The sequence below is a fragment of the Jeongeupia sp. USM3 genome, from assembly GCF_001808185.1.
Taxonomy (GTDB): Bacteria; Pseudomonadota; Gammaproteobacteria; order Burkholderiales; family Chitinibacteraceae; genus Jeongeupia.
Genome location: NZ_CP017668.1, coordinates 2,760,822 through 2,782,734, shown reverse-complemented (window position 1 = coordinate 2,782,734; position 21,913 = coordinate 2,760,822). Strand labels below are relative to the sequence as shown.

The window sequence follows — 21,913 nt, the reverse complement described above, 5'->3', positions numbered from 1 at the left end:
ATCTTCTCCTTACAGGGAAATCGCCGTTACAGGCATTTGCGCAGATTGACGGGAGGGATTTGCATCGCCTCCCTGTATTTGGCAACGGTTCGTCGCGCAACCACGACCCCTTGCCCTGCCAACGCTTCGGCGATGGCACTATCCGACAACGGCTTGAGCTTGTCCTCCGACTGGATCATCTGGCGAATCTGCGCCTTGATCGCAGTCGCCGACGCTTCGCCGCCGGCCTCGGTCTCGACATGACTGCCGAAGAAATACTTGAATTCGAAGATGCCGCGCGGCGTCAGCATGTACTTCTGGGTGGTGACGCGCGAAACGGTCGATTCGTGCAGGTCGAGTTCGGACGCGATGTCGCGCAGCACCAGAGGGCGCATGGCGATCTCGCCATGCTCGAAGAAGGCGCGCTGCTTGTCGACGATGGCCTGGCCGACGCGCAGGATGGTATCGAAGCGCTGCTGGACGCTCTTGACCAGCCACTTGGCTTCCTGCAGCTCGCGGGCCATCGATCCGCCATCGCTGCGCTGCAGAATGTCGGCGTACATCCGGTTGACCCTGAGTTTGGGTCGGGCCGCGTCGTTCAACCGCACTCGCCATTGCCCCTTGAACTTGCTGACCAAGACGTCAGCGACCACATAATGCGACGATTCGTCGCTCCATTGTGCCCCTGGCCGCGGATTCAGGCTGACGATCAGCGCTTGCGCCGCCTTCAGTTCCGTTTCATCGCATTTCAGACGCCGTTTCAACCTAGTGTAGTCCCGTGCCGCGAGCAAATCGAGACTGTCCCGCACGATCTCGAGCGCCAGTTGACGCACGTCAGACACTGGCAACGCTGCGAGTTGAAGTGCCAGCGACTCGGCCATATCTCTGGCGCCGACACCGAGCGGCTCGAGCTGCTTGAGCCGCGCCAGCGCGATCGCCAGGTCATCGGGTTCGAACTCGAACTCGCCGGCAAGTTCCGCCGGCAGCAGCACGAGGATTTCCTCGAGCGGCTGGGTCAGGAAGCCGTCGTCGTCGAGCGCGTCAATCAGCCAGGTCAGCGCCGCGCGGTCGCGCAGCGGAATCGGCAGCAGTCCGGCCTGCGCCAGCAGGTGCTCGCGCAAGGTCAGCTCGCGAGCGATGTTGCTGGCGGGGTCGAAATCATCGTCGTCATCGCCGCCGCTGCGCGCGCCGCCGCCACTACCTTCCCAGCCCCAGTCGTCATTGTCGAATGCCGACTCGCTTGCCGGCGCATCATCGCTGCCGCTGTTCTCGGCCGGCGCCTCGGCGCCGCCTTCGCCCTCGCTTGAGGCGTGATGGTCTTCGCCGCGCTCAAGCAGCGGATTTTCGGCCAGGAAGCGCTCGACCTCCTGCTGGAAATCGAGCGTCGACAGCTGCAGCAGCTTGATCGACTGCTGCAGCTGCGGCGTCAGGTTCAGCTGTTGCGAGAGGCGGAGTTGCAGCGATTGCTTCATTCGCGCGCTTTAGACCCTGTTTACGATCTTTTCACGGCCGCGTTCCGGGCAGTGCCGGTGGCGGGCAAGGCGTGAACCGCGCCGCGGTACGAGTACCGCAAGCGGTTTGCAACGCGGCTCGCCGCCGGCAATGCCCGGAAGCCGAAGGGCCGAGCCGGAAAAAATGCATCCACTGCGTTGTACTCCTTGCCAATAACCGGTTGTTGCCCGCGTCGCACGCCTTGTGGCTGCATTTTTTCCGGCTCGGCGCGGTCGCGAAAAGATCATAAACAGGTTCTTACATCCGGAAGTGTTCGCCGAGGTAGACCCGGCGGACCTGCTCGTCGGCAATGATCGCGCTCGGCAATCCCGACGCCATCACCGAACCTTCGGAAATGATGTAGGCGCGATCGCAGATGCCCAGCGTTTCGCGGACATTGTGGTCGGTGATCAGTACGCCGATACCGCGCTCCTTGAGAAAACGGATGATGCGCTGGATGTCCATCACCGCGATCGGGTCGACGCCGGCAAACGGCTCGTCGAGCAGGATGAAGCGGGGGCTGGCCGCAAGCGCGCGGGCGATTTCGGCGCGGCGGCGCTCGCCGCCCGACAGGCTCATCGCGTTGTTTTCGCGCAGATGCGAGATATGCAGATCCTCGAGCAACTCGTCGAGCCGCTTGGCGCGCTCGACCTTGTCGGCGACGTGCAGCTCGAGCACCGAGAGGATGTTCTGTTCGACCGTCATCTTGCGAAAGATCGACGCCTCCTGCGGCAGGTAGCCGACGCCCATCCGTGCACGCTCGTGCATCGGCAGGTGGCCGATGTCGATGCCGTCGAGCCGGATCTCGCCACCATCCTTGGCGACAAGGCCGACGATCATGTAGAAGCTCGTCGTCTTGCCTGCGCCGTTCGGGCCGAGCAGGCCGACGACCTCGCCGGCGGCAACGTCGATCGACACGTCCTTGACGACGGTGCGCTTCTTGTAGCGCTTCATCAGCCCGCCGGCGCTCAGCACCGCCCTGGTCTCGCTCATTGCGCGTCCTTGCTCCACGAACCGCCGGCCTTCGGTGCACTCGCGACCGGCTTGCTGGCAACGGGCTTGGCCGGTTTAGGTGCGCTGGCGTCCTTTTTCTTCGGCATCAGCGTGATGTTGACCCGGCTGCCCGGCTTGCCGTCGGTCTGAGCCTGGTAGGTCGATGTCGCCATGTCATAGATGATCACGTCGCCGATCACCTCGTCGCCGGTATCGCGACGCACCCAGGCCTTGTTGATCAGCTTAAGGATGCCGGTCTTGCCGTCGTAATCGTAGTGCAGCGAGTTGGCGTCGACCCACTCGCCGGTGTCCATGCGCTGGCGGAACTTGACCGGCTTGCCGTCGCCCAGCGAGAACTGGTTGCCGTCGGCGTCCTGGCGCACGGTGACCTTGTCGGCCTTCAGCGTCATCGTCCCCTGGACGACGATCACGTTGCCGGTATAGACGCCGACGTTGTTCTTCTGGTCGAAGTTGGCGTAGTCGGCCGTGATGTTCATCGGCTTTTCGCGGTCGGCGGTTTCTGCCTGTGCCAGCGGGGCGGCCAGCAGGATCAGCGCCGATAGTTCAGCGGCGCGGCGGCGGCGGGACATAGGTCGTGCTCACTTTGGAGAGTAGTTCCAGGGTTTCCTTGTCGAGGTCGGCATTGAAGCCGACCCCGGACACGGTGTATGCGCCCATCTTGCCGTTGACCGGCGTCTTGGACCAGACGAAGTTCTCTTTCGGCTTGACCCAGACATCCGAGCTGACGACGTCGAGCTGCGGCTTGTCCGCGCTCGGCGCCCGGGTCAGCTTGGCATCGTCGGGAAACCAGACGAGGGTACCATTTTGTTCGGTGCGCGCGCGCCTGCCGACGACGGTCAGCTCTGCCGTATCGGGCTTGGTGTAGTGGATGCGCGGCTGGTCGAGCCAGTTGGTATCGCCGGCCGGATAGTGCCGGAGCCGATCGGCGTAGATCCGTGACAGCAGCTTGCCGTTCACGTCGAAACGGTAGGCGGTCGCGTTCTGCGCGATCAGGTCCGGCTCGTTCGGCCGCTCCGGCCGGCCGATGCCGGGCACCTGCGCGACCTCGTTGAGGATCAGCACCAGCGCACCGAGCGTTGCCAGCAGCAGGATGGGCAGGAGTTTGGTCGACAGGCCGCCCATGGATCAGCGCAGGTAATGGGCGATCAGCCCGTCGTAAGTGCCCTGCGCCTGCATGATCAGCTCGCAGACCTCGCGCACCGCACCATGGCCACCGGCGCGGCCGGTCACGTAGTGGGCATTCTGCAGCACGATTTCGGGCGAATCGGGCACCGCAACGGCGAACGCTGCGCGGCGCATCACCGGCAGGTCGATCACGTCGTCACCCATATAGCCGCACTCGGCCGCGCTCACGCCGGCCGCTTCGAGCAGCTCGCCAAACGTCGCCAGCTTGTCGTGCGCGCCCTGATAGACGAAGTCGATTCCCAGGTTGTTGGCGCGGTGTTCGAGCAGCCTGGATTTGCGACCGGTGATGATCGCCAGCTTCACGCCGGTTTGCTGCAGCATGCGCAGGCCGTGGCCGTCGAGCGAGTTGAACGCCTTCATTTCCTCACCGGCGTCGTTGTAATACAGACCGCCATCGGTCATGACGCCGTCGACGTCGAATATCATCAGCCGCACGGCGCGGGCTTTTTCCATCATCGCTTTCATCCTTGAGTTTCGGGTCAGACGACCCGGGCACGCAGCAGGTCGTGCATGTTCAGTGCACCGGCGAGTCTGCCGGCGTCGAGCACCAGCAGGCCGTTGATCCGGCGGCTTTCCATCACCTGTACCGCCTCGGCGGCCAGATGGTCGGCGTCTATCGTCAGCGGATTGCGCGTCATCACCTGCGCGACCGGCGTTGCCATCACGTCGCGGCCGGCGTCGAGCGCACGGCGCAGGTCCCCGTCGGTGAACACGCCGACCAGCGCCCCTGCCGCGTCGACGACGGCGGTCATGCCGAGGCCTTTGCGGCTGATTTCGAGCAGCGCGTCGCGCAGCAGCACGTCGTCGCGGACCACCGGCAGCGCGTCGCCGCCGTGCATCACGTCACGCACGTGCACCAGCAGCCGGCGGCCGAGGCTGCCGCCCGGGTGCGACAGCGCGAAGTCCTCGGCCTTGAAGCCGCGCGCGTCGAGCAGGGCAACCGCCAGCGCGTCGCCGAGCGCCAGTGCCGCGGTCGTGCTCGCCGTCGGCGCCAGATTGAGCGGGCACGCTTCCTGCGCCACGCCGGCGTCGAGCCAGATCTCGGCCGCACGCGTCAGGGTCGAATCTTCGCGACCGGTCATCGCGATCACCTTGACGCCAAGGCGCTTCAGGCTGGGCAGGATCGCCAGTATCTCGTCACTCTCGCCCGAATACGACAGCGCCAACACGACGTCGGCAGCGGTGATCATGCCGAGGTCACCGTGCACGGCTTCGGCCGGATGGATGAACATCGCCGTCGTGCCGGTACTGGCCAGCGTCGCGGCGATCTTGCGCGCGATATGGCCGGACTTGCCCATGCCGGTCACGACGACGCGGCCGGTACAGCCGAGCAGCAGCGCACAGGCGGCGTCGAAGCGATGGTCGAGTCGTTCGGCCAGCGCGGCGATCGCGTCGGCCTCGATCGCCAGCACCTGGCGCGCTCGCGCCAGTGATTGCGTGATTTCAGTCATGGACGTCAGTATAAAAGAGCCGTGCCGGACGCCGCCAGCAAGTAGGCCACACCGGCAGGTATAATTTTTGCCAGACCCATCACGGAACCTTCCGGCCGCAGCCCATGCCCGTCCATCTCTCGTCCCTGTTGCTGCTGCTCGCCGCCGCGGTGATCACCGTCGTGCTTTGCCGGCTGGTCAAGCTGCCGGCCATGCTCGGCTACCTGTTCGTCGGCATGCTGATCGGCCCGCACGTGCTCGGGCTGATCGCCAGCAGCGAGGAGGCGACCCATCTGGCCGAATACGGCGTGGTGTTCCTGATGTTCACGCTCGGGCTCGAGTTCAACCTCGCCAAGCTCAAGGCGATGCGCCGCATCGTGTTCGGCCTCGGCGCGGCGCAGGTCGGCGCGATGGTGCTGCTGGTGATCATCGGTCTGGTCCTGATCGTCCGGCTGAACTGGGCGGCCGGGCTGGCACTCGGTGGCGCGCTGGCGATGTCGTCGACGGCGATGGTCTCCAAGCTGCTGGCCGACCGCAACGAACTGAACGCCGCGCACGGCCAGAACGCGATCGGCATCCTGCTGTTCCAGGACCTCGCGGTCGTGCCGCTGCTGATCATGCTGCCAGTGCTCAGTCATCCCGGCGAAGAACTCGTCAACGCGCTCGGGCTCGCCGCGCTGAAGATCGTCGTCGTGCTGTTCCTGCTGCTCAACCTCGGCCAGAAGCTGATGCGGCCGTGGTTCAACCTTGTCGCCAAGCAGCATTCGAGCGAGCTGTTCATGCTCAATCTGCTGCTAGTGACGCTCGGCATCGCCTGGCTGACCGAACTCTCCGGCCTGTCGCTGGCGCTCGGCGCCTTCCTCGCTGGCATGCTGATCGCCGAAACCGAGTACCGCTACCAGGTCGAGGACGACATCCGGCCGTTCCGCGACCTACTACTCGGGCTGTTCTTCGTCACCGTCGGCATGACACTGAACTTCAGCCAGCTGGCGACGCAGTGGTGGCTGGTGCTGATCATCCTGGTCGTGCTGCTGCCACTGAAGATCGCAATGATCGCCGGACTTGCACGCTGGTTCGGCGCCAGCGCCGGCGTGTCGCTGCGCACCGGCTTCGCGCTCGGCCAGGGGGGCGAATTCGCCTTCGTGCTGCTGACGCTGGCCGGCAGCGGCAAGTTGCTGCCCGAACCGCTGCTGCAGGCGACGACGGCGGCGATCGTGCTGTCGATGCTGGCCACGCCGTTCATCGTCCAGCACTCGGACAAGCTGGTGCTGCGGTTCGCAGCGTCCGAATGGATGAACATGGCGGCCAACCTGCACCAGATCGCCGTGCGGACGATGCAGAGCCAGGGCCACGTGATCGTCTGTGGCTACGGCCGCAGCGGCCAGAGCCTGGCGCGCATCCTTTCGGAGGAAGGCATCCCGTTCTTCGCGCTCGATCTCGATCCGGAAAAGGTCCGTGAAGCCACCACCGCCGGCGAATCGGTCGTGTTCGGCGACGCCGCCAAGCGCGAGGTACTGATGGCCGCCGGGCTGATGCGCGCCCGCGCGCTGGTCGTCAGCTATGCCGATACGCATTCGGCGATGAAGATCCTCGAGCTTGCGCACCAGATCCGCCCGGAGCTGCCGGTGATCGTCCGCACCTACGACGAGACCGACATCGACAAGCTGAAGAATGCCGGTGCCACCGAAGTCGTCGCCGAGATCCTCGAAGGCAGCCTGATGCTGGCATCGCACACGCTGATGATGCTCGGCGTGCCGCTGAACACCGTGCTCAAGCGCATCCGCCGCGTCCGGGAGGACCGCTACCAGATGTTCCGCGGCTTCTTCCGCGGCACAACCGAAGACCTCGACGAGAGCGCCAACCTGCCGCGACTGCACACGGTGCTGCTCAGCAGCGACGCCAGCGCGATCGGCCGCACGCTCGGTGAACTCCAGCTCGCCGAGCTGCACGTCGAGATCAAGAGCATTCGCCGCAAGGCGACGCCATCGGTGCCGCTCGACAGCACGCTGATGCTGCAGGAAAACGACGTCCTGGTGCTGCTCGGCGAGCCCGAGAACCTCGCCGCGGCCGAGATGGTGTTGCTGCAGGGCAGCTGAAACCGCTAGCGACCGCTGAGTTTGGGCCGCCGGCCGATCTTCACCGTCACCGCCTGCTGCTTGCCGGCGCGGTAGATGTCCATCTTCACCTCGGCGTCGGGCTTGAGTTCGGCGATCTGGTTGAGCATGTCCGACGAGTCCTTGACCGGAGTGCCGGCGATCGCCAGCAGGATATCGCCCGGACGCATGCCGGCCGCGTCGGCCGGGCCGGCACGGACGACGCCGGCGATCAGCGCGCCATGTGCGTCGGCAAGCCTGAACGACGCCGCCAGCTCCGGCGTCACGTCCTGCGCCTCGATGCCGAGCCAGCCGCGGGTGACGCCGCCGTCCTTGATGATCGCGTCCATCACCTGCCGGACCGTCGTCGACGGAATCGCGAAGCCGATGCCGAGCGAGCCGCCGGTGCGCGAATAGATCGCCGTATTGATCCCGACCAGATTGCCGTGGGTGTCGACCAGCGCGCCGCCCGAATTGCCCGGATTGATCGCCGCGTCGGTCTGGATGAAGTTCTCGAAGGTGTTGATGCCCAGCTGCGAGCGCCCCAGCGCCGAGACGATGCCCATCGTCACCGTCTGGCCGACGCCGAACGGATTGCCGATCGCCAGCACGACGTCGCCGACCTGCATCTTGCCGACATCGGCGAAGGCCAGTGTCGGCAGCTTGTCGAGTTCGACCTTGATCACCGCGATGTCGGTGTCCGGATCGCTGCCGATGATCGTCGCCTCGGCGGTCCGGCCGTCAGCGAGCGCGACCTCGATCTCGTCGGCCGATTCGACGACGTGGTTGTTGGTGACGATATAGCCGCTGCCGGAGACGATCACGCCCGAGCCGAGACTCGAAGTGCGCTGCGTCTCGTCGCCGCCGAAACGGTCGCCGAAGAAGCGCTTGAAGAACGGATCGTTCAGCAGCGGATGGCTGCGCGCCTTCACGTCCTTGGCCGTGTAGATATTGACCACCGCCGGCATCGCCTGGTGCGCCGCATCGTGATAGCTGTTCACCACCGCCACGCCCGACGCGTCGGGTGGCGCCGTCACGACGCCGCCCTGCTGCCGCGGCAGCCATTGCGGCGCGACCAGCGAGATCACGAACCAGACGGCAAGGCCGACCGTGGCGGTTTGTGCGAAAATCAACCAAAGCTTTTTCATCGGCAGAGACGACGTTGATCGCAAGACTCGAATTGGAAAATTATATCGGACAACTGCTCGCGGTTGACCGCTTCCGCGACTATTGTCCGAACGGGCTGCAGGTCGAGGGCCGGGAATCGGTCGGCAAGATCGCGACCGCAGTCACCGCTAGCCAGGCCGCCGTCGATGCGGCGATTGCCGCCGGTGCCGACGCGCTGCTCGTCCATCACGGCTATTTCTGGAAGAGCGAGAGCCCGGCAATCCGCGGCACCAAGAAGGCGCGGATCGCCGCGCTGATCAAGGCCGACGTCAACCTGTACGCCTACCACCTGCCGCTCGACGCGCACGCCGAGCTCGGCAACAACGCCCGGCTCGGCGCCAAGCTCGGCCTGAACCCGACCGGCCGCTTCGGCGACCAGGACCTCGGCTGGCTCGGCGAAGCCGCCGAACCGTCCACGCTGGCCGACCTTGCCCGCCGCGTCGCTACCGCACTTGACCGCGAACCGCTAGTGATCGGCGACGCAGCCAGGCCGATCCGCCGCGTGGCATGGTGCACCGGTGGCGCGCAGGGTTATTTCCACCAGGCCGTAGAACTCGGCATCGACGCCTTCATCACCGGCGAAGCGTCCGAATTCGTCACCCACCTCGCCCGCGAAACCGGCGTCGCCTTCATCGCCGCCGGCCACCACGCCACCGAACGCTATGGCGTGCGCGCGCTCGGGGAACATCTGGCCGGGCATTTCGGTCTGGCACTTATCCATCTCGACATCGAGAACCCGGTATGAACCGTCGTACCCTCATCCCCATCGTCGTCGCGCTGCTGCTCGCCGGCTGTGCCACCCCGACGCAGCCGCCGGTGAGCGAACCCGCGCCGGCCCAGCCGCCGTCGCAAACGTCCTCGGCGCCGAGCGTGATCATCGACGGCCGCACGCCGCAGGCGATCCTCGACGACGTCGTCGCCTACCGCACCCAGAAAGGCATGCGCGTGCTCGCGCGCACGGCGAACCGCGTCGAGTTCAAGCAGGTCGTGCCGAAGGCCAAGGTGCCGACCGAAGCGCGCATGCGTTACGAGCTGACCCCGAGCGGCAAGAGCTGGAAGCTGTCGGCGCGCGTCTTCCAGGTCAGCCATCCGGGCACCACACGCGAGGCGGTCAGCGACATCACCCCGCAAGTCGCCGACAAGCTCGCCGACGAACTGCCGCGCTACACGCGCGGCGGCGCAAGCTGGTAGCAAGCCGAACACCCGATCCCTTTCCCGCCCACACCGGCCGCGCGGTCAGCTTCCTGTTCCCCCGCCGCTCGGGTAGAATTCACGGGTTTAGGTATTAGTTCCAGACATCAGGGATTGGGTATGAGTGACCAACAAGTCGATAACAGCAAGCGGCGCTTCCTGCTCATCGCCACCAGCGTCGCCGGCGCCGGTGCGGTGGCGGGCATTGCGACTCCGTTCATCGCGAGCTTTCTGCCATCCGAGCGCGCCAAGGCCGCCGGTGCACCGGTCGAGGTGGACATCAGCAAGCTCGAGCTGGGCCAGCAGATCAACGTCGAATGGCGCGGCAACCCGGTCTGGGTGCTCAAGCGCACGCCGGAAATGCTCGCCAACCTGCCCAAGCTCACCGGCCAGTTGCTCGACCCGAAATCCGAAGCCAGCGAACAGCCGGACAACTGCAAGAACGAGGCCCGCTCGATCAAGCCCGAGATCCTCGTCGCGGTCGGCGTCTGTACCCACCTGGGCTGTTCGCCGACCTACCGCCCGGACCTCGGCCCGGCCGACCTCGGCGGCGACTGGCTCGGCGGCTACTACTGCCCCTGTCACGGCTCCAAATACGACCTCGCAGGCCGCGTCTACTCGGGCGTCCCGGCCCCGAAGAACCTCATCATCCCGCCCTACAAATACCTGTCCGATGCCCGGATCATGGTTGGCGAATAGGAGACCTGAGGCATGAGCAAAGCACAACAAGTCGGACAACAGGTCCTGAACTGGGTCGATGAGCGCTTTCCGCTGACGTCGACCTGGAAGGCGCACGTATCGGAATACTACGCGCCGAAGAACTTCAACTTCTGGTACTTCTTCGGTTCGCTGGCGATGCTGGTGCTGGTGATCCAGATCGTCACCGGCATCTTCCTGACGATGAACTACAAGCCGGACGGCAGCCTGATCCCGGGCACCAATGTCTCGGTGGCGTTCAACTCGGTCGAATACATCATGCGCGACGTCGCGGGTGGCTGGATCATCCGCTACATGCACTCGACCGGCGCGTCGATGTTCTTCGTCGTCGTCTACCTGCACATGTTCCGCGGGCTGATCTACGGCTCGTACCAGAAGCCGCGCGAACTGGTCTGGGTGTTCGGCACGCTGATCTTCCTGTGCCTGATGGCCGAAGCCTTCCTCGGCTACCTGCTGCCGTGGGGCCAGATGTCGTTCTGGGGCGCGCAGGTGATCGTCAACCTGTTCGCATCGCTGCCGATCATCGGCCCGGACCTGTCGACCTTCATCCGCGGCGACTTCGTCGTCTCGGACGTGACGCTGAACCGCTTCTTCGCGCTGCACGTCATTGCCGTGCCGCTGGTGCTGCTGGCGCTGGTCGTCGCCCACCTCGTCGCGCTGCACGAAGTCGGCTCGAACAACCCGGACGGCGTCGAGATCAAGAAGAACAAGGATCCGAAAACCGGCATTCCGCTCGACGGCATCCCGTTCCACCCGTACTACACGGTCAAGGACATCTTCGGCGTCGCGGTCTTCCTCGCGGTGTTCTCGGTCATCGTGTTCTTCTTCCCGAACATGTTCGGCTACTTCCTCGAGAACAACAACTTCATCCCGGCCGACCCGCTGAAGACGCCGCCGCACATTGCGCCGGTCTGGTACTTCACGCCGTTCTACGCGATCCTGCGCGCGGTGCCGTCCTTCCTCGGCACCCAGGTCTGGGGCGTGCTGGCGATGGGTGCGGCCGTGGTGGTGATCGCCTTCCTGCCGTGGCTCGACCGCAGCCCGGTCAAGTCGATCCGCTATCGCCCGGCGTTCTTCAAGTGGATCCTGGCCGTGTTCCTGGTCGCGTTCTTCGGCCTGGGCATCCTCGGCGCACTGCCGCCGGACGGCCCGCGCACCATCCTGTCGCAAGTGTTCTCGGTGATCTACTTCGCGTTCTTCCTCGGCATGCCGTTCTACACCCGCTGGGGCAAGACGCTGCCGGTGCCGGAACGCGTGACCGAGACCAACGGCCGCCGCCAGATGATCTTCGGCATCCTGATGCTGGTGACCTTCCTCGGCTCCGCGATTTTCGCGAAACTGGTTTGATTGAGGACGACCACAAATGACCAAGCAATTCCGTCGTTTCCTGGCCGCCGTGGCACTCCTCGTCCCGGTTGCCGGCTTTGCCAGCGAGGCCGACGTCCACCTGGACAAGGCCCCCGTCAACCTGCGGGACGTCGAAGGCCTGCAGCGCGGTGCGCAGACCTTCGCCAACTACTGCCTGTCGTGTCACGGCGCAATCAATATGCGCTACAACCGGCTGCAGGACATCGGCCTGACCGAGGAGCAGATCAAGGCCAACCTGATGTTCGCCTCCGAAAAGGTCGGCGATCCGATGAGGATCGCGATGCGGGCCGCCGACGCCAAGGAATGGTTCGGCGCGACGCCGCCGGACCTGTCGCTGATCGCGCGTTCGCGCGGCGCCGACTGGCTCTATACCTACCTGCGCGGTTTCTACCGTGACGACTCGCGTCCGACCGGCTGGAACAACACCGCCTTCGACAAGGTCGGCATGCCGCACGTGCTGTGGGAGCTGCAGGGTATCCAGGAACCGGTCTACAAGACGGTGAAGGGCCATGACGGCAAGGAGCAGAAGGTGCTCGAGGGCCTGAAGCTGGTGAAGCCGGGCCTGCTGACCCAGGTCGGCGAGAACAACCAGTACGACCAGCACGAGTTCGACAAGCGTGTCGGCGATCTGGTCAGCTACCTCGTCTACATGGGCGAGCCGGCACAGGTGAAGCGCCAGCAGATCGGTTACGGCGTGCTGCTGTTCCTGCTGTTCATCCTGATCCCGATCACCTACCTGCTGAAGAAGGAATACTGGCGCGACGTGCACTGAGCACGCACTCCAGCGAAAAAGGCGCCTTCGGGCGCCTTTTGTTTTTCACGAATTCCCCATTAGATTCATTGGCTTAGGTCATTCCTGCTGGCTTATCGAAGGCAAGCTCGCTAAAATCGGCGCCATCGTTTGAACCCAAGGGAAGCCTGCCGTCATGATGAAGCTCTACTCCGGTACCTCGTGCCCGTTCAGCCACCGCTGCCGCATCGTCCTGTTCGAAAAAGGCATGGACTTCGAGATCCTCGACGTCGACACGCACAGCATGCCGGAAGACCTGGCGGTGATGAACCCGTACAACGAAGTGCCGGTGCTGGTCGAACGTGACCTGACCCTGTACGAGTCGAACATCATCAACGAGTACATCGACGAGCGCTTCCCGCACCCGCAGCTGATGCCGGCCGACCCGGTGATGCGCGCCCGCGCGCGACTGATGCTGTTCAACTTCGAACGCGAACTCTTCGTTCACATGAAGACGCTCGAAGACGGCACCGCGACCAAGAAGGTGCTCGACGCGGCCCGCATCGCCGTGCGCGACAGCCTGACCCAGATCGCCCCGCTGTTCGCCAAGCAGAAGTACATGCTCGGCGAGGAGTTCTCGATGCTCGACGTTGCGATTGCGCCGTTGCTGTGGCGCCTCGAGCACTACGGTATCGAGATGACCAAGCCGCTGGTGCCGATCCTCAAGTATGCCGAACGCCTGTTCAGCCGCCAAGCCTTCATCGACTCGCTGACGCCGAACGAAAAGGCCATGCGCAAGTAAGCCAGCGACCCGTAAAACTGCTGCGCTGACGAACTGCTGCGTCATGCGGTGCTCGCAATCCTCACGTACCACCCGTACGTTCCGGTTGCTGCGCTCCTGTTCCTTGCATTTCGTCAGCTCACGACGTTTTCCGAATCACTGCCAGGCCAATACTTAGCCGATTGTCCTCGGAGCCAGCCATGCAATCCGTTTCGACCAAGCCCTATCTGATCCGCGCGATCCACGAGTGGTGTTCCGACCACGACTTCACGCCCTACCTCGTCGTCGCCGTGCGCGGCAAGATGCAGGTGCCGATGGAGTACGTGAAGAATGCGGAAATCGTGCTCAACATCAGCTACAACGCCACGCGCAACCTGAACCTGGGCAACGACTACATCAGCTTCTCGGCGCGCTTCAACGGCGTATCGCGCGACATCACGATTCCGGTCGGCGCCGTCGTGTCGATCTTCTCGCGCGAAAACGGCGAGGGCATGGGCTTCGAGTACGAAGGTCCGACCGATGGCGAGCAGGAAGATGCACCGGAAAGCGCATCGGCGGGCAAGGACGACGACGAGCCGCCGCCCAGCCGCCCGAGCGGCGGTCGCCCGTCGCTGCGGGTCGTCAAGTAGTCAAAAAGCCCGCTTTCGCGGGCTTTTTTTCTGGCCGCCGGGCGACTCAGCCGCGCTGCATCACCGCGGCAAAGAAACCGTCGGTACCGTGCCGCATCGGCGACATCTGCAGGCAGTCGCCGTCGAGCCCGAGGTCGATCTTCTCTTTTGCCAGCAACTCGCGCACGTCGACAAGCTGGAATTCCGGATGCTCGGCGAGGAAGGCGTCGACAATCTTGCGGTTCTCGCTCGGCAGAATGCTGCACGTGGCGTAAACGAGCCGGCCACCGGCCTTCACCAGCCGCGACGCCGACGCGAGGATGCTGGCCTGCTTGGCGTTCAGTTCGGCAACGCTCTGCGCGCTCTGGCGGTACTTGAGGTCCGGATTGCGGCGCAGGGTGCCGAGGCCCGAGCACGGTGCGTCGACCAGCACCGCGTCCATCTTGCCGGCGAGCCGCTTGACCTTGGTGTCGTTCTCGCTGGCCAGCAGTTGCGGCCGCACGTTCGACAGCCCCGAGCGCGCCAGCCGCGGCTTGAGGTTGGACAGGCGTTTCTCGGAAATATCGAACGCGTACAGCGAGCCCGACGACTGCATCATCGCGCCGATCGCCAGCGTCTTGCCGCCGGCACCGGCGCAGAAATCGGCGATCATCTGGCCGCGCTTGGCACCGGTCAGCAAGGCCAGCAGCTGGCTGCCTTCGTCCTGAACCTCGAACGCGCCTTCCTTGAACAGCGTCAGCCTCGAGAGCCCCGGCTTGCCGGTGACGCGCAGGCCCCACGGCGAGTACGGCGTCGGCACCGATTCGATGCCCTGCGCCGCCAGTTCGGTCTGAACCGGCTCGCGCTTCATTTTCAGCGCATTGGCGCGCAGGTCGAGCGGCGCCGACTGCAGCATTGCCCGGCCGATTTCGAGGATCGCGGCCTCGTCGAACCCGTCGGCGATCATCGCGTCGACGGTCCATTGCGGCAGCGCCGCGCGGACCGCCAGCGGTGCATCGTCCCAGCGCACCGCCTTGTATTCCTTGGCCTGCTCCATCCGGCGCGCGTCGAAGATCGCCGTCAGCTCCTTGAGGTTGCGCTTCTCGACCGCGGCCCAGTAGGCAACCATCCAGTCGATCACGCCGGCCTTGTCGCCGCACGCCCACTTCAGCCGCGGCAGGTGGCGCAGCAGGCCGAAGACGGTTTCGGCGATCTCGGCGCGATCGCGCGCGCCGAGTTTGGGGTGATCGCGAAAGTAGCGCGACAGGCACACGTCGGCCGGCGCGGTGAACGGCAGCACGGTGTGCAGCACGTCGAGAATGGCATCGAATTGGGTCTTGTTCATATCGGTAGCGACGTAGTTTGGTTGGTGCGGGCTCCTGCCCGCCTGAGTCGTTTGCGCTGCACGGCTAGCGCAGCTGCGGATTGTTGCGGTTGCTGCCGTTGGCCGACGACAGCGGCTTGAGCACCTGCTCGCCGTTGATCGTGATCGCATTGGCGAGGATGTCGATGCTGCCGCTGTCCTTGCCCAGCGTCAGCTGGATGCGCACCGGCATGTTGTTCCATTGTGGCGCCAGCCAGAAGTCGAAGCTGCGGTCCTCGAAATCGCCGTGCAGCAGGATCGCGTCGACCTTCTGGTCGCCGAGCCGCAGCGTCGTCTCGCCGCGAATCTCGAACGTGACCTCCGGGTAGAGCTTGCGACCGCTGACCATCGCGAAAGTGAAGTTTTTCATCTTCGCACCCTGCAGCGCGAACTGGAATGCCGCCGAGAACAGGTCCTGATCGCCGGGCGAGATTTCCTCGGTCTTCAGCTTGCCCTTGTCGTTCAGCGTCACCGTTTTCGCATCCCAGTCGAAGTTCGCCTCGTTCAGCAGCTTGCCGTCCTTGTGGTCGGAAAAGCGCTGCGGCACGACGCCGTGCCTGCCGACCTTGCCCTCGCTCTCGATCACCCGGGTCCGGCCGAACAGCGCGCCTGCGAGCTTGAGCCGGTAGTCGCCCTGCTCGACCTGCCAAGTCATTCTGACCGGGAACACGCCGTAGACATAGGTGATTTCGACATTCTTCGGAAAAGCCCTGGCCTGTTTGCCAAACCCGGCCGGTGCACTGGCTTGCGCCGCACGGCCATTCTCGGCCGGCGCAGAGGCGGCGACGACAACCGGTGCGCTGGCGACCTCCCGCTCCGGCGTGCTTGCCGCTGCGCTGGCGACCACGGCACTGGCGACCTCGCTGGCAATGCCGCTCGCCACGGTGCGGATGTCGGCGGCGGCCTGCGTCACCGGAGCCGATGCGACGGCGAGCCGCTTTGCCGGCTGCGGCTTGGCAACGGGTTTGGCGGCCGGCCTGGGCGCCGGGCGCGGCGGCGGCACCAGCTCGGCCAGCGGCCGCAGGTAAACGACCTGCTTGTCCGCCGGCTTGACCCCGGCGAGTCCGGCCGGCCTGGTCTCGTCGTCGAGCTCCTGCGCCGCGAGCTGTTGCGTCGGCTTGCGCAGCGGCGTGTCGTCGCCGCGCGGCCGCTCCCACCATGCCAGCGCCAGCTCGCCGAACAGGCCAGACAGGTGCAGCAGCAGCGAGGCGATCAGCGCGAACGCAAGCAGCCGGCGGCCGAGGCGCAGATTCATCGGCGTGTCAGTCCCGGCGCAGCACGCGCTGGCCGGCGATCGTCAGCCGGCCGGCGACGAAGTCGGCAACCGCCTGCGGATACAGCCGGTGTTCCTCGACGAGGATGCGTGCGGCCAGTGCCGCCGCGTCGTCGGCGTCATGGACCGGGACGACGGCCTGCGCAACGATCGGGCCGTGGTCGAGCTCGGCGGTGACGAAATGCACCGTGCAGCCGGCGAACTTCACGCCCTCGGCGATCGCGCGCTCGTGCGTATGCAGGCCGGTGAACGCGGGCAGCAGCGAGGGGTGGATGTTCATCAGCCGGTTTTCATAATGGCCGACAAAACCCGGCGTCAGGATGCGCATGAAGCCGGCGAGAATGACCAGATCGGGCGCAAAGGTGTCGATCAGTTCGGCCAGCGCCGCATCGAAGGCGTCGCGGCCGTCGAAGTCCTTGTGGTTGAGCGACGCGGTCGTGATGCCGCGCGCGCGCGCCCACGCCAGTCCCTCGGCGTCGGCCTTGTTCGAGATCACCGCAGCGATGCGCGCGCCGGCAATCCGTGCATCGGCGATGGCCTGCATGTTCGAGCCGCGGCCCGAAATCAGGATGACAATATTTTTCATGGTTCCAAAAATGCGCCTACTTCAATCTCTTGCTTTCAATAGCAAAGGGCGAGGTGTCGCCACCTCGCCCGGTCCGGCCTGCGCCTGTTCGGAACTTGTCCCGATAGGTGAGCGAGCCAAGACAGTTTGACCTCGCCCGGAGCGCAGGAACCGGAATGGACATGCAGTCCATGAGGATTCCGAGCACCGGACGAGGTCAAAATGCGCAGGCGCAGCCGCCTAACGGGATAAGTTCTCAGGCGACCTGGGTCTGGTGCTCGTCACCGTTGCGTGCGCGAACCGCACCCAGCGTGTAGACGGTTTCGCCCTCGGCTTCGAGCAGCGCCTTGGCAGCGGCCGCATCCTGTGCCGAAACGATCACGACCATGCCGACGCCGCAGTTGAACGTCTTGTACATTTCCTGCGCTTCGACATTGCCTTCCTTCTGCAGCCACTGGAACAGCTTCGGCAGCGTCCAGCTCTTGGCGTCGATCTGCGCGACGACATTGGTCGGCAGCACGCGCGGCACGTTCTCGGTGATGCCGCCGCCGGTGATGTGCGCCATTCCCTTGACCGTGAGCGACTCGAGGAGTTTCAGGATCGGCTTCACATAAATGCGCGTCGGCGCGATCACCACGTCGGCGAGGCTCTTGCCGGCATCGAACTCGGCGGCGTAATCGGCCTCGGTCAGATGTAGGATCTTGCGCACCAGCGAGTAACCGTTCGAGTGCGCGCCGTTCGACGCCAGGCCGAGCACGACGTCGCCGGCGACGATGCTGTCGCCGGTGATGATCTTGCTCTTTTCGACCACGCCGACGGCAAAACCGGCCAGATCGTACTCACCGACCGGGTACATGCCCGGCATTTCGGCGGTTTCGCCGCCGATCAGCGCGCAGCCCGACAGCTCGCAGCCGTGGGCGATGCCGCGGATCACTTCGGTCGCGGTGTCGACGTCGAGCTTGCCGCAGGCGAAGTAGTCGAGGAAGAACAGCGGCTCGGCGCCCTGGACCAGGATGTCGTTGACGCTCATCGCGACCAGATCCTGGCCGACGGTGTCGTGGCGGTTCAGCTCGAACGCGAGCTTGAGCTTGGTACCGACGCCGTCGGTACCCGATACGAGCACCGGCTCCTTGAATTTCTTGGAGATTTCGATCAGCCCGCCGAAGCCGCCGATGCCGGACAGCACTTCGGGACGCATCGTGCGCTTGGCGAACGGCTTGATGTTTTCGACCAGCTGATCGCCAGCGTCGATATCGACACCCGCGTCGCGGTAGCTCAGGCTTTGGGAACTCATGAACGGCCTCGTGAAGGAATTCGGGTTCTGCAGCGCGCCAACTCGGGTAAAATGGCGGCAAGCTGCTGAAAACGCGGTAGTTTACCGCATCCTGCCATGAAACGCCTGTCCGCCCGCCGGCGCACCGCGCCACCGGCCACCTGCCCTGTCCCGAGTTCCCCGCACGCTGCCACCACGGCCGTGCGCGCCCGTGCGTCCGCCCCGATTTGCCGATGAAGCAGCTTGTTCTCGACCTGATGCTCCCGCAGCCCGCGGGTTTCGCCGGCTTTGTCCCCGGCGACAACGCCGAACTGCTGTTCATGCTCGGCGACTGGCTGGCCGGCAGCGACGACGTGCGCTTCCTCTACCTGTGGGGCGGCTCCGGCGTCGGCAAGAGCCATCTGCTCGACGCCGCGGCCGCTCGCTTGGCCGACGCGATCCGCGTCGACGCCCGGCACGGCGCGCTGCCGACCGAGATCGCCGCCGATGCGGCGCTGATCGTCGACAACGTCGAGGCGCTCGACTTCGAGCAGCAGATCCGCCTTTTCGACCACTACAACACGCTGCGCGAAGGCAGCGGCCGGCTGCTCGCGGCCGGCCCGCTGCCGCCGATGCTGCTCGACCTGCGCGACGACCTGACGACCCGGCTCGGCTGGGGCCTCGTCTACCAGCTCAAGGGGCTGTCGGACCGCAACAAGGCGGCGGTGCTGCAGCAGCTGGCGCACCAGCTGGGCTTCGAGCTCGCCGACGAGGCGTGCGACTATCTGCTGCAGCACGCCAGCCGCGACCTCACCGACCTGCAGGCGCTGATCGGCCGCGCCAACCGCTACGCGCTGTCGCTGCGCCGGCCGGTGACGCTGCCGCTGCTGCGCGAGGTGCTTGGCGGTGCCGATGCCGGCAACGACTGACCTGCCGCGCCTGAAGCAGAAACCCGCCATGTGGCGGGTTTCCGGGCATGCAACACCTGGGATCAAGGCAGGATCCGGATACTCAGCCCCACCTGACCGGTCTTGCTCCAGCAATCTGCATTGGCCTGATACTGATTGACCGCCACGCCGACCGCGGCCGAGCTGCGGATATTGCCAGCGTTCGGCACGCCGTCGTCGTACTGGCTATCCAGTGCGCAGACATAACGGATATCTGTAGCCGCCGTATTGGTCGCCGGTCCCGAGGTCAGGTAACTGATATTGGTCGTGGTCCCGCCGACACCGTTCGCGCCGGCTGCAACGCCCCACTGCGTACCGAACGGCGTGGTGCGCTCGGCGTTGGTCAGGATGGCCGTGTTGATCAGCAGGGTCCAGAACGCCGCAATCTCATCAGCCCCGTTGATCAGCCCGTTACGTGCCCCATTGCATTGCGCGGGCTGCGCCACACCTGCCGGGCAGCCGTCGCCCGGATAAAACTGGTAGCGCTCGAAGAAAATATTGACTGCCGCCTGAATCTTGTTGGCACTGGCCTGCGCGCTCTTGACCCGCGCGCCGTCGATCAGGTCGCGCCCCTTGAACGCCAGCCCGAGGATCAGGCCGACGATCACCAGTACGATCGCCAGCTCGACCAGGGTAAAACCACGTTGCTTCATTGCTTCTCTCCTTGGTTGTTCACTGCTTGGTTTGAATCGGTTTTGCATCACGGCAGCCGGCCGGCCGCCAGCATGCGGCTGAGCACCGTGGTCGGCGCGAGCCAGTCGGTCAGGTCGTCGTAGACCACGGCGCCACCCGGGCCGTCGACGCGATCCCGGCTGACAAATTCGGCGTCGTCACCGGTGTTCCCTGCCTCGTCACCGTTGCCGCCCGGCTCCAGGGGGCCGGGGCCGTTGCGGCCGTGCGAGACGACGACCGCGGCAATGTCGCGCGCCAGTTCCGCAGCCGAACCGGCCTCCGGCCGCACGACGATGTCGCCCAGCGAGCACATCGCGAACGACACGCCGGCCGGCGGTGGTGCGCCATTGCATTTGTCTCCGGGAGAGGAAGCCGTCGTGTCCGGGCTGGTGTCGGCGTACCAGCCGGTGACCCGGTAGCTGAACGGCCGGCCGAACGCATCGGCCCGGCCAAGCCCCAGCGTTGCCCACGGCAGCAGCCCCTGCAGGCGGTTGCAGGCGCCGCCAGCGGCGCGGTCTTCGGTGCCGACCGCTGCGCCGGCCTCAGCCGGGCTGGCCGGACAAGGCAGGCGCCCCACCCGCACGACGAAGCCCAGCAGCGCCTCGCGGATCTCGCCGAGCTGGGCGCGGGTGTCGCGGACGCGCTGCGCGTCGTCGAGCGAGCGCGTCGCATGCAGGGCGCCGGCCATCAGCAGGCCGATCGCGGCCAGCACCACGGCCAGTTCAATCAGCGTGAATCCAGTGCGTCGTTTCATTGCTTCTCACCAGCAGATGGAGGCTGTCGTTACCGCCGGGGCGGGTGTATTCGTCGGGCCGGGCCGGCGGGGCATCCCAGGCCTGGCGGTTGAGCGCCGGATCGACGCCGACGGCCGGGCCGGACGGCTCGAGGTAGTTGGCCAGCGCGGCCTTGTCGGCGGCGCTGGTACGCCGCTGCCCGGACTGCACCGGGCCGGCGCCGATCATCACGCCCAGGAGCGTCGCACCGGGTGGCAGGCCCACGCCATGCACCGCCGGCGTCGCTGCGCAGCCCGGCAGCGGCGCATCACGCAGCGCCGCGGTTCCGACGGCATAGTGGAACTGCTGTTCCCAGCGGTTCCGGTACAGCCAGTCGTAGGCCTTGAGGCGCGCCGACCATGCCGCGGCACCGATGCCGGCCGGCCGGTAGGCGCTACGATCGAGATCGCCGGTCAGCGCCGCCGTTTTCGGCAAACGGCCGCGGCAGCGCGCCGCATCCGGCCGGCACCCGAGCTGATCGAAGCCGCCGCCGCTCTGCGTGCAGCCCGGATCGGCAGGGTCGGCCGGGTTCGGCCAGCTGCCGGTCGAGGCCGCCCAGAGCGCCAGCAGCTGCTGGTACTCGTGCGCGGCGCGGCGCGCCACCGGCCCCATGATCTCGCTACGCCGGATCGGCAGGACGCGGTCGTTCAGCGCGCCCTCCAGCGGGCCGTCGAGAAAGCGCGCCCGGCCGGGATCGCTATTGGAAAAACGCCCGTAGGCGGTGGCCGCGGTTTCGAGGTAGTTGGCCGGATTGCGCTGTTGCGCATCGCTGCCCCGCACTTGCCCCGGCAGCGGCGGCCCCGGTGCGATCAGCACCGCGACCACCGGGTCGGCATCGGCCGACAGTGCATCGCGGCCGGCGCTGGCCCAGACACCGAACCACGGCGCACCGTTCTCGGGGACGAAATCGTCGTTGAGCGGCGTGTCGTCCTGATTGTCGAGGCCGCGTACCAGCGCGTACCACAAGGGCTCGCCGCTGCCATCGCGCAGCGCCGGTTGCGACAGCGTTGCCGACGGCAGCCGGCCGAGCCGCGCCGCGTTCGACGGACACGTTACCGTTCCGCCCAGTCCGGCACGGCCGGCGTCCGCCGAAGCCGGCGCGTTCCGGTCGGGACACGGCAGCGAGCCCGGCCGGTTGTTGTTGCCGATGCCGACCGGCTGCTGCGCGACCGCCATCGAGATCAACTGGCGCTTCGCGTCGGCCAGCACCCGCATGCTCACCGCATCGCGGCGCCCGGCATGCAGCCGGATTAACGCGCTGGCCGATGCCAGCGTCGCCGCGATCAGCACGAGCAGGAACAGCGCCATCGCCAGGCCTTGCTCCGCGGACCGCAT

The 21,913-nt window shown here is 65.8% G+C and carries 23 protein-coding genes; 9 read left to right on the top strand and 14 right to left on the bottom strand.

Features of this window, described 5'->3' with window-relative positions:
• Positions 1-26 precede the first annotated feature (26 nt).
• The 6 genes from BJP62_RS13150 to BJP62_RS13125 all read right to left on the bottom strand — a co-directional run bounded on the left by BJP62_RS13150 (position 27) and on the right by BJP62_RS13125 (position 5,120).
• A complete protein-coding gene (locus tag BJP62_RS13150) occupies positions 27-1,451 on the bottom strand; it encodes an RNA polymerase factor sigma-54 (protein WP_070530256.1) in 1,425 nt (474 codons plus the stop codon).
• Positions 1,452-1,728: 277 nt separating this feature from the next.
• Positions 1,729-2,463, bottom strand: a complete 735-nt coding sequence (gene lptB, locus BJP62_RS13145) for an LPS export ABC transporter ATP-binding protein (RefSeq protein WP_070530254.1) — start codon at positions 2,461-2,463, stop codon at positions 1,729-1,731.
• Positions 2,460-3,053 (bottom strand): lipopolysaccharide transport periplasmic protein LptA, encoded by a 594-nt coding sequence (gene lptA / locus BJP62_RS13140; protein WP_070530252.1) that lies wholly within the window; start codon positions 3,051-3,053, stop codon positions 2,460-2,462. The genes lptB and lptA overlap by 4 nt, the downstream gene beginning before the upstream one ends.
• A complete protein-coding gene (lptC, locus tag BJP62_RS13135; RefSeq protein WP_070530251.1) occupies positions 3,028-3,606 on the bottom strand; it encodes an LPS export ABC transporter periplasmic protein LptC in 579 nt (192 codons plus the stop codon). The genes lptA and lptC overlap by 26 nt, the downstream gene beginning before the upstream one ends.
• Positions 3,607-3,609: 3 nt before the next feature.
• Complete coding sequence (locus BJP62_RS13130) at positions 3,610-4,134, bottom strand: HAD family hydrolase (RefSeq protein WP_070530249.1); 525 nt, start codon at positions 4,132-4,134, stop codon at positions 3,610-3,612.
• A 14-nt stretch (positions 4,135-4,148) separates the two neighbouring features.
• Positions 4,149-5,120: a KpsF/GutQ family sugar-phosphate isomerase gene (locus tag BJP62_RS13125; protein ID WP_070530248.1), complete on the bottom strand. Its 972-nt coding sequence runs from the start codon at positions 5,118-5,120 to the stop codon at positions 4,149-4,151.
• Positions 5,121-5,224: 104 nt separating this feature from the next.
• Between BJP62_RS13125 and BJP62_RS13120 the strand changes: the two genes are divergently transcribed.
• On the top strand, positions 5,225-7,195 hold the full coding sequence (locus tag BJP62_RS13120; protein WP_070530246.1) for a monovalent cation:proton antiporter family protein: 1,971 nt from the start codon (positions 5,225-5,227) through the stop codon (positions 7,193-7,195).
• Positions 7,196-7,200: 5 nt separating this feature from the next.
• Here BJP62_RS13120 and BJP62_RS13115 read toward each other — a convergent pair whose 3' ends face one another.
• Positions 7,201-8,325 carry a Do family serine endopeptidase gene (locus tag BJP62_RS13115; RefSeq protein ID WP_236943607.1) on the bottom strand — a complete coding sequence of 375 codons (1,125 nt, stop codon included), beginning with the start codon at positions 8,323-8,325 and terminating at the stop codon, positions 7,201-7,203.
• A 29-nt stretch (positions 8,326-8,354) separates the two neighbouring features.
• On the opposite strand from BJP62_RS13115, the gene BJP62_RS13110 reads away from it, so the two are divergent.
• From BJP62_RS13110 to BJP62_RS13080, 7 genes are all read left to right on the top strand, one after another.
• On the top strand, positions 8,355-9,104 hold the full coding sequence (locus BJP62_RS13110) for a Nif3-like dinuclear metal center hexameric protein (protein WP_374749716.1): 750 nt from the start codon (positions 8,355-8,357) through the stop codon (positions 9,102-9,104).
• Complete coding sequence (locus BJP62_RS13105; RefSeq protein ID WP_070530242.1) at positions 9,101-9,550, top strand: hypothetical protein; 450 nt, start codon at positions 9,101-9,103, stop codon at positions 9,548-9,550. The genes BJP62_RS13110 and BJP62_RS13105 overlap by 4 nt, the downstream gene beginning before the upstream one ends.
• 120 nt (positions 9,551-9,670) lie before the next feature.
• On the top strand, positions 9,671-10,249 hold the full coding sequence (gene petA, locus BJP62_RS13100; protein WP_070530240.1) for a ubiquinol-cytochrome c reductase iron-sulfur subunit: 579 nt from the start codon (positions 9,671-9,673) through the stop codon (positions 10,247-10,249).
• 12 nt (positions 10,250-10,261) lie between these two features.
• On the top strand, positions 10,262-11,614 hold the full coding sequence (locus BJP62_RS13095; RefSeq protein WP_070530238.1) for a cytochrome bc complex cytochrome b subunit: 1,353 nt from the start codon (positions 10,262-10,264) through the stop codon (positions 11,612-11,614).
• Positions 11,615-11,630: 16 nt separating this feature from the next.
• Complete coding sequence (locus BJP62_RS13090; RefSeq protein ID WP_070530237.1) at positions 11,631-12,407, top strand: cytochrome c1; 777 nt, start codon at positions 11,631-11,633, stop codon at positions 12,405-12,407.
• Positions 12,408-12,561: 154 nt separating this feature from the next.
• Entirely contained in the window at positions 12,562-13,167 is a 606-nt protein-coding gene (locus tag BJP62_RS13085; RefSeq protein WP_070530235.1) for a glutathione S-transferase N-terminal domain-containing protein, read from the top strand.
• Positions 13,168-13,346: 179 nt separating this feature from the next.
• Positions 13,347-13,775, top strand: a complete 429-nt coding sequence (locus BJP62_RS13080) for a ClpXP protease specificity-enhancing factor (protein WP_070530234.1) — start codon at positions 13,347-13,349, stop codon at positions 13,773-13,775.
• 46 nt (positions 13,776-13,821) lie between these two features.
• Here the strand turns inward: BJP62_RS13080 and BJP62_RS13075 are convergent, their stop codons facing one another.
• The 4 genes from BJP62_RS13075 to purM all read right to left on the bottom strand — a co-directional run bounded on the left by BJP62_RS13075 (position 13,822) and on the right by purM (position 18,228).
• Positions 13,822-15,078: an RsmB/NOP family class I SAM-dependent RNA methyltransferase gene (locus BJP62_RS13075; protein ID WP_070530232.1), complete on the bottom strand. Its 1,257-nt coding sequence runs from the start codon at positions 15,076-15,078 to the stop codon at positions 13,822-13,824.
• A 64-nt stretch (positions 15,079-15,142) separates the two neighbouring features.
• Positions 15,143-16,351, bottom strand: coding sequence for a DUF3108 domain-containing protein (locus tag BJP62_RS13070; protein WP_070530230.1), 1,209 nt, complete (start codon positions 16,349-16,351; stop codon positions 15,143-15,145).
• 7 nt (positions 16,352-16,358) lie between these two features.
• Entirely contained in the window at positions 16,359-16,955 is a 597-nt protein-coding gene (gene purN, locus BJP62_RS13065) for a phosphoribosylglycinamide formyltransferase (RefSeq protein WP_070530229.1), read from the bottom strand.
• A 235-nt stretch (positions 16,956-17,190) separates the two neighbouring features.
• Positions 17,191-18,228 carry a phosphoribosylformylglycinamidine cyclo-ligase gene (gene purM / locus BJP62_RS13060; protein WP_070530227.1) on the bottom strand — a complete coding sequence of 346 codons (1,038 nt, stop codon included), beginning with the start codon at positions 18,226-18,228 and terminating at the stop codon, positions 17,191-17,193.
• A 212-nt stretch (positions 18,229-18,440) separates the two neighbouring features.
• Between purM and hda the strand changes: the two genes are divergently transcribed.
• A complete protein-coding gene (hda, locus tag BJP62_RS13055; RefSeq protein WP_070530226.1) occupies positions 18,441-19,115 on the top strand; it encodes a DnaA regulatory inactivator Hda in 675 nt (224 codons plus the stop codon).
• Between the two features lie 62 nt (positions 19,116-19,177).
• Here hda and BJP62_RS13050 read toward each other — a convergent pair whose 3' ends face one another.
• From BJP62_RS13050 to BJP62_RS13040, 3 genes are read right to left on the bottom strand one after another with little or no spacing between them, the layout of a single operon-like run.
• Positions 19,178-19,786 carry a prepilin-type N-terminal cleavage/methylation domain-containing protein gene (locus BJP62_RS13050; RefSeq protein ID WP_070530224.1) on the bottom strand — a complete coding sequence of 203 codons (609 nt, stop codon included), beginning with the start codon at positions 19,784-19,786 and terminating at the stop codon, positions 19,178-19,180.
• 47 nt (positions 19,787-19,833) lie between these two features.
• Positions 19,834-20,559: a type II secretion system protein gene (locus tag BJP62_RS13045; protein WP_070530223.1), complete on the bottom strand. Its 726-nt coding sequence runs from the start codon at positions 20,557-20,559 to the stop codon at positions 19,834-19,836.
• A complete protein-coding gene (locus BJP62_RS13040) occupies positions 20,528-21,913 on the bottom strand; it encodes a hypothetical protein (protein ID WP_070530221.1) in 1,386 nt (461 codons plus the stop codon). Before BJP62_RS13040 ends, BJP62_RS13045 begins: the two co-directional genes overlap by 32 nt.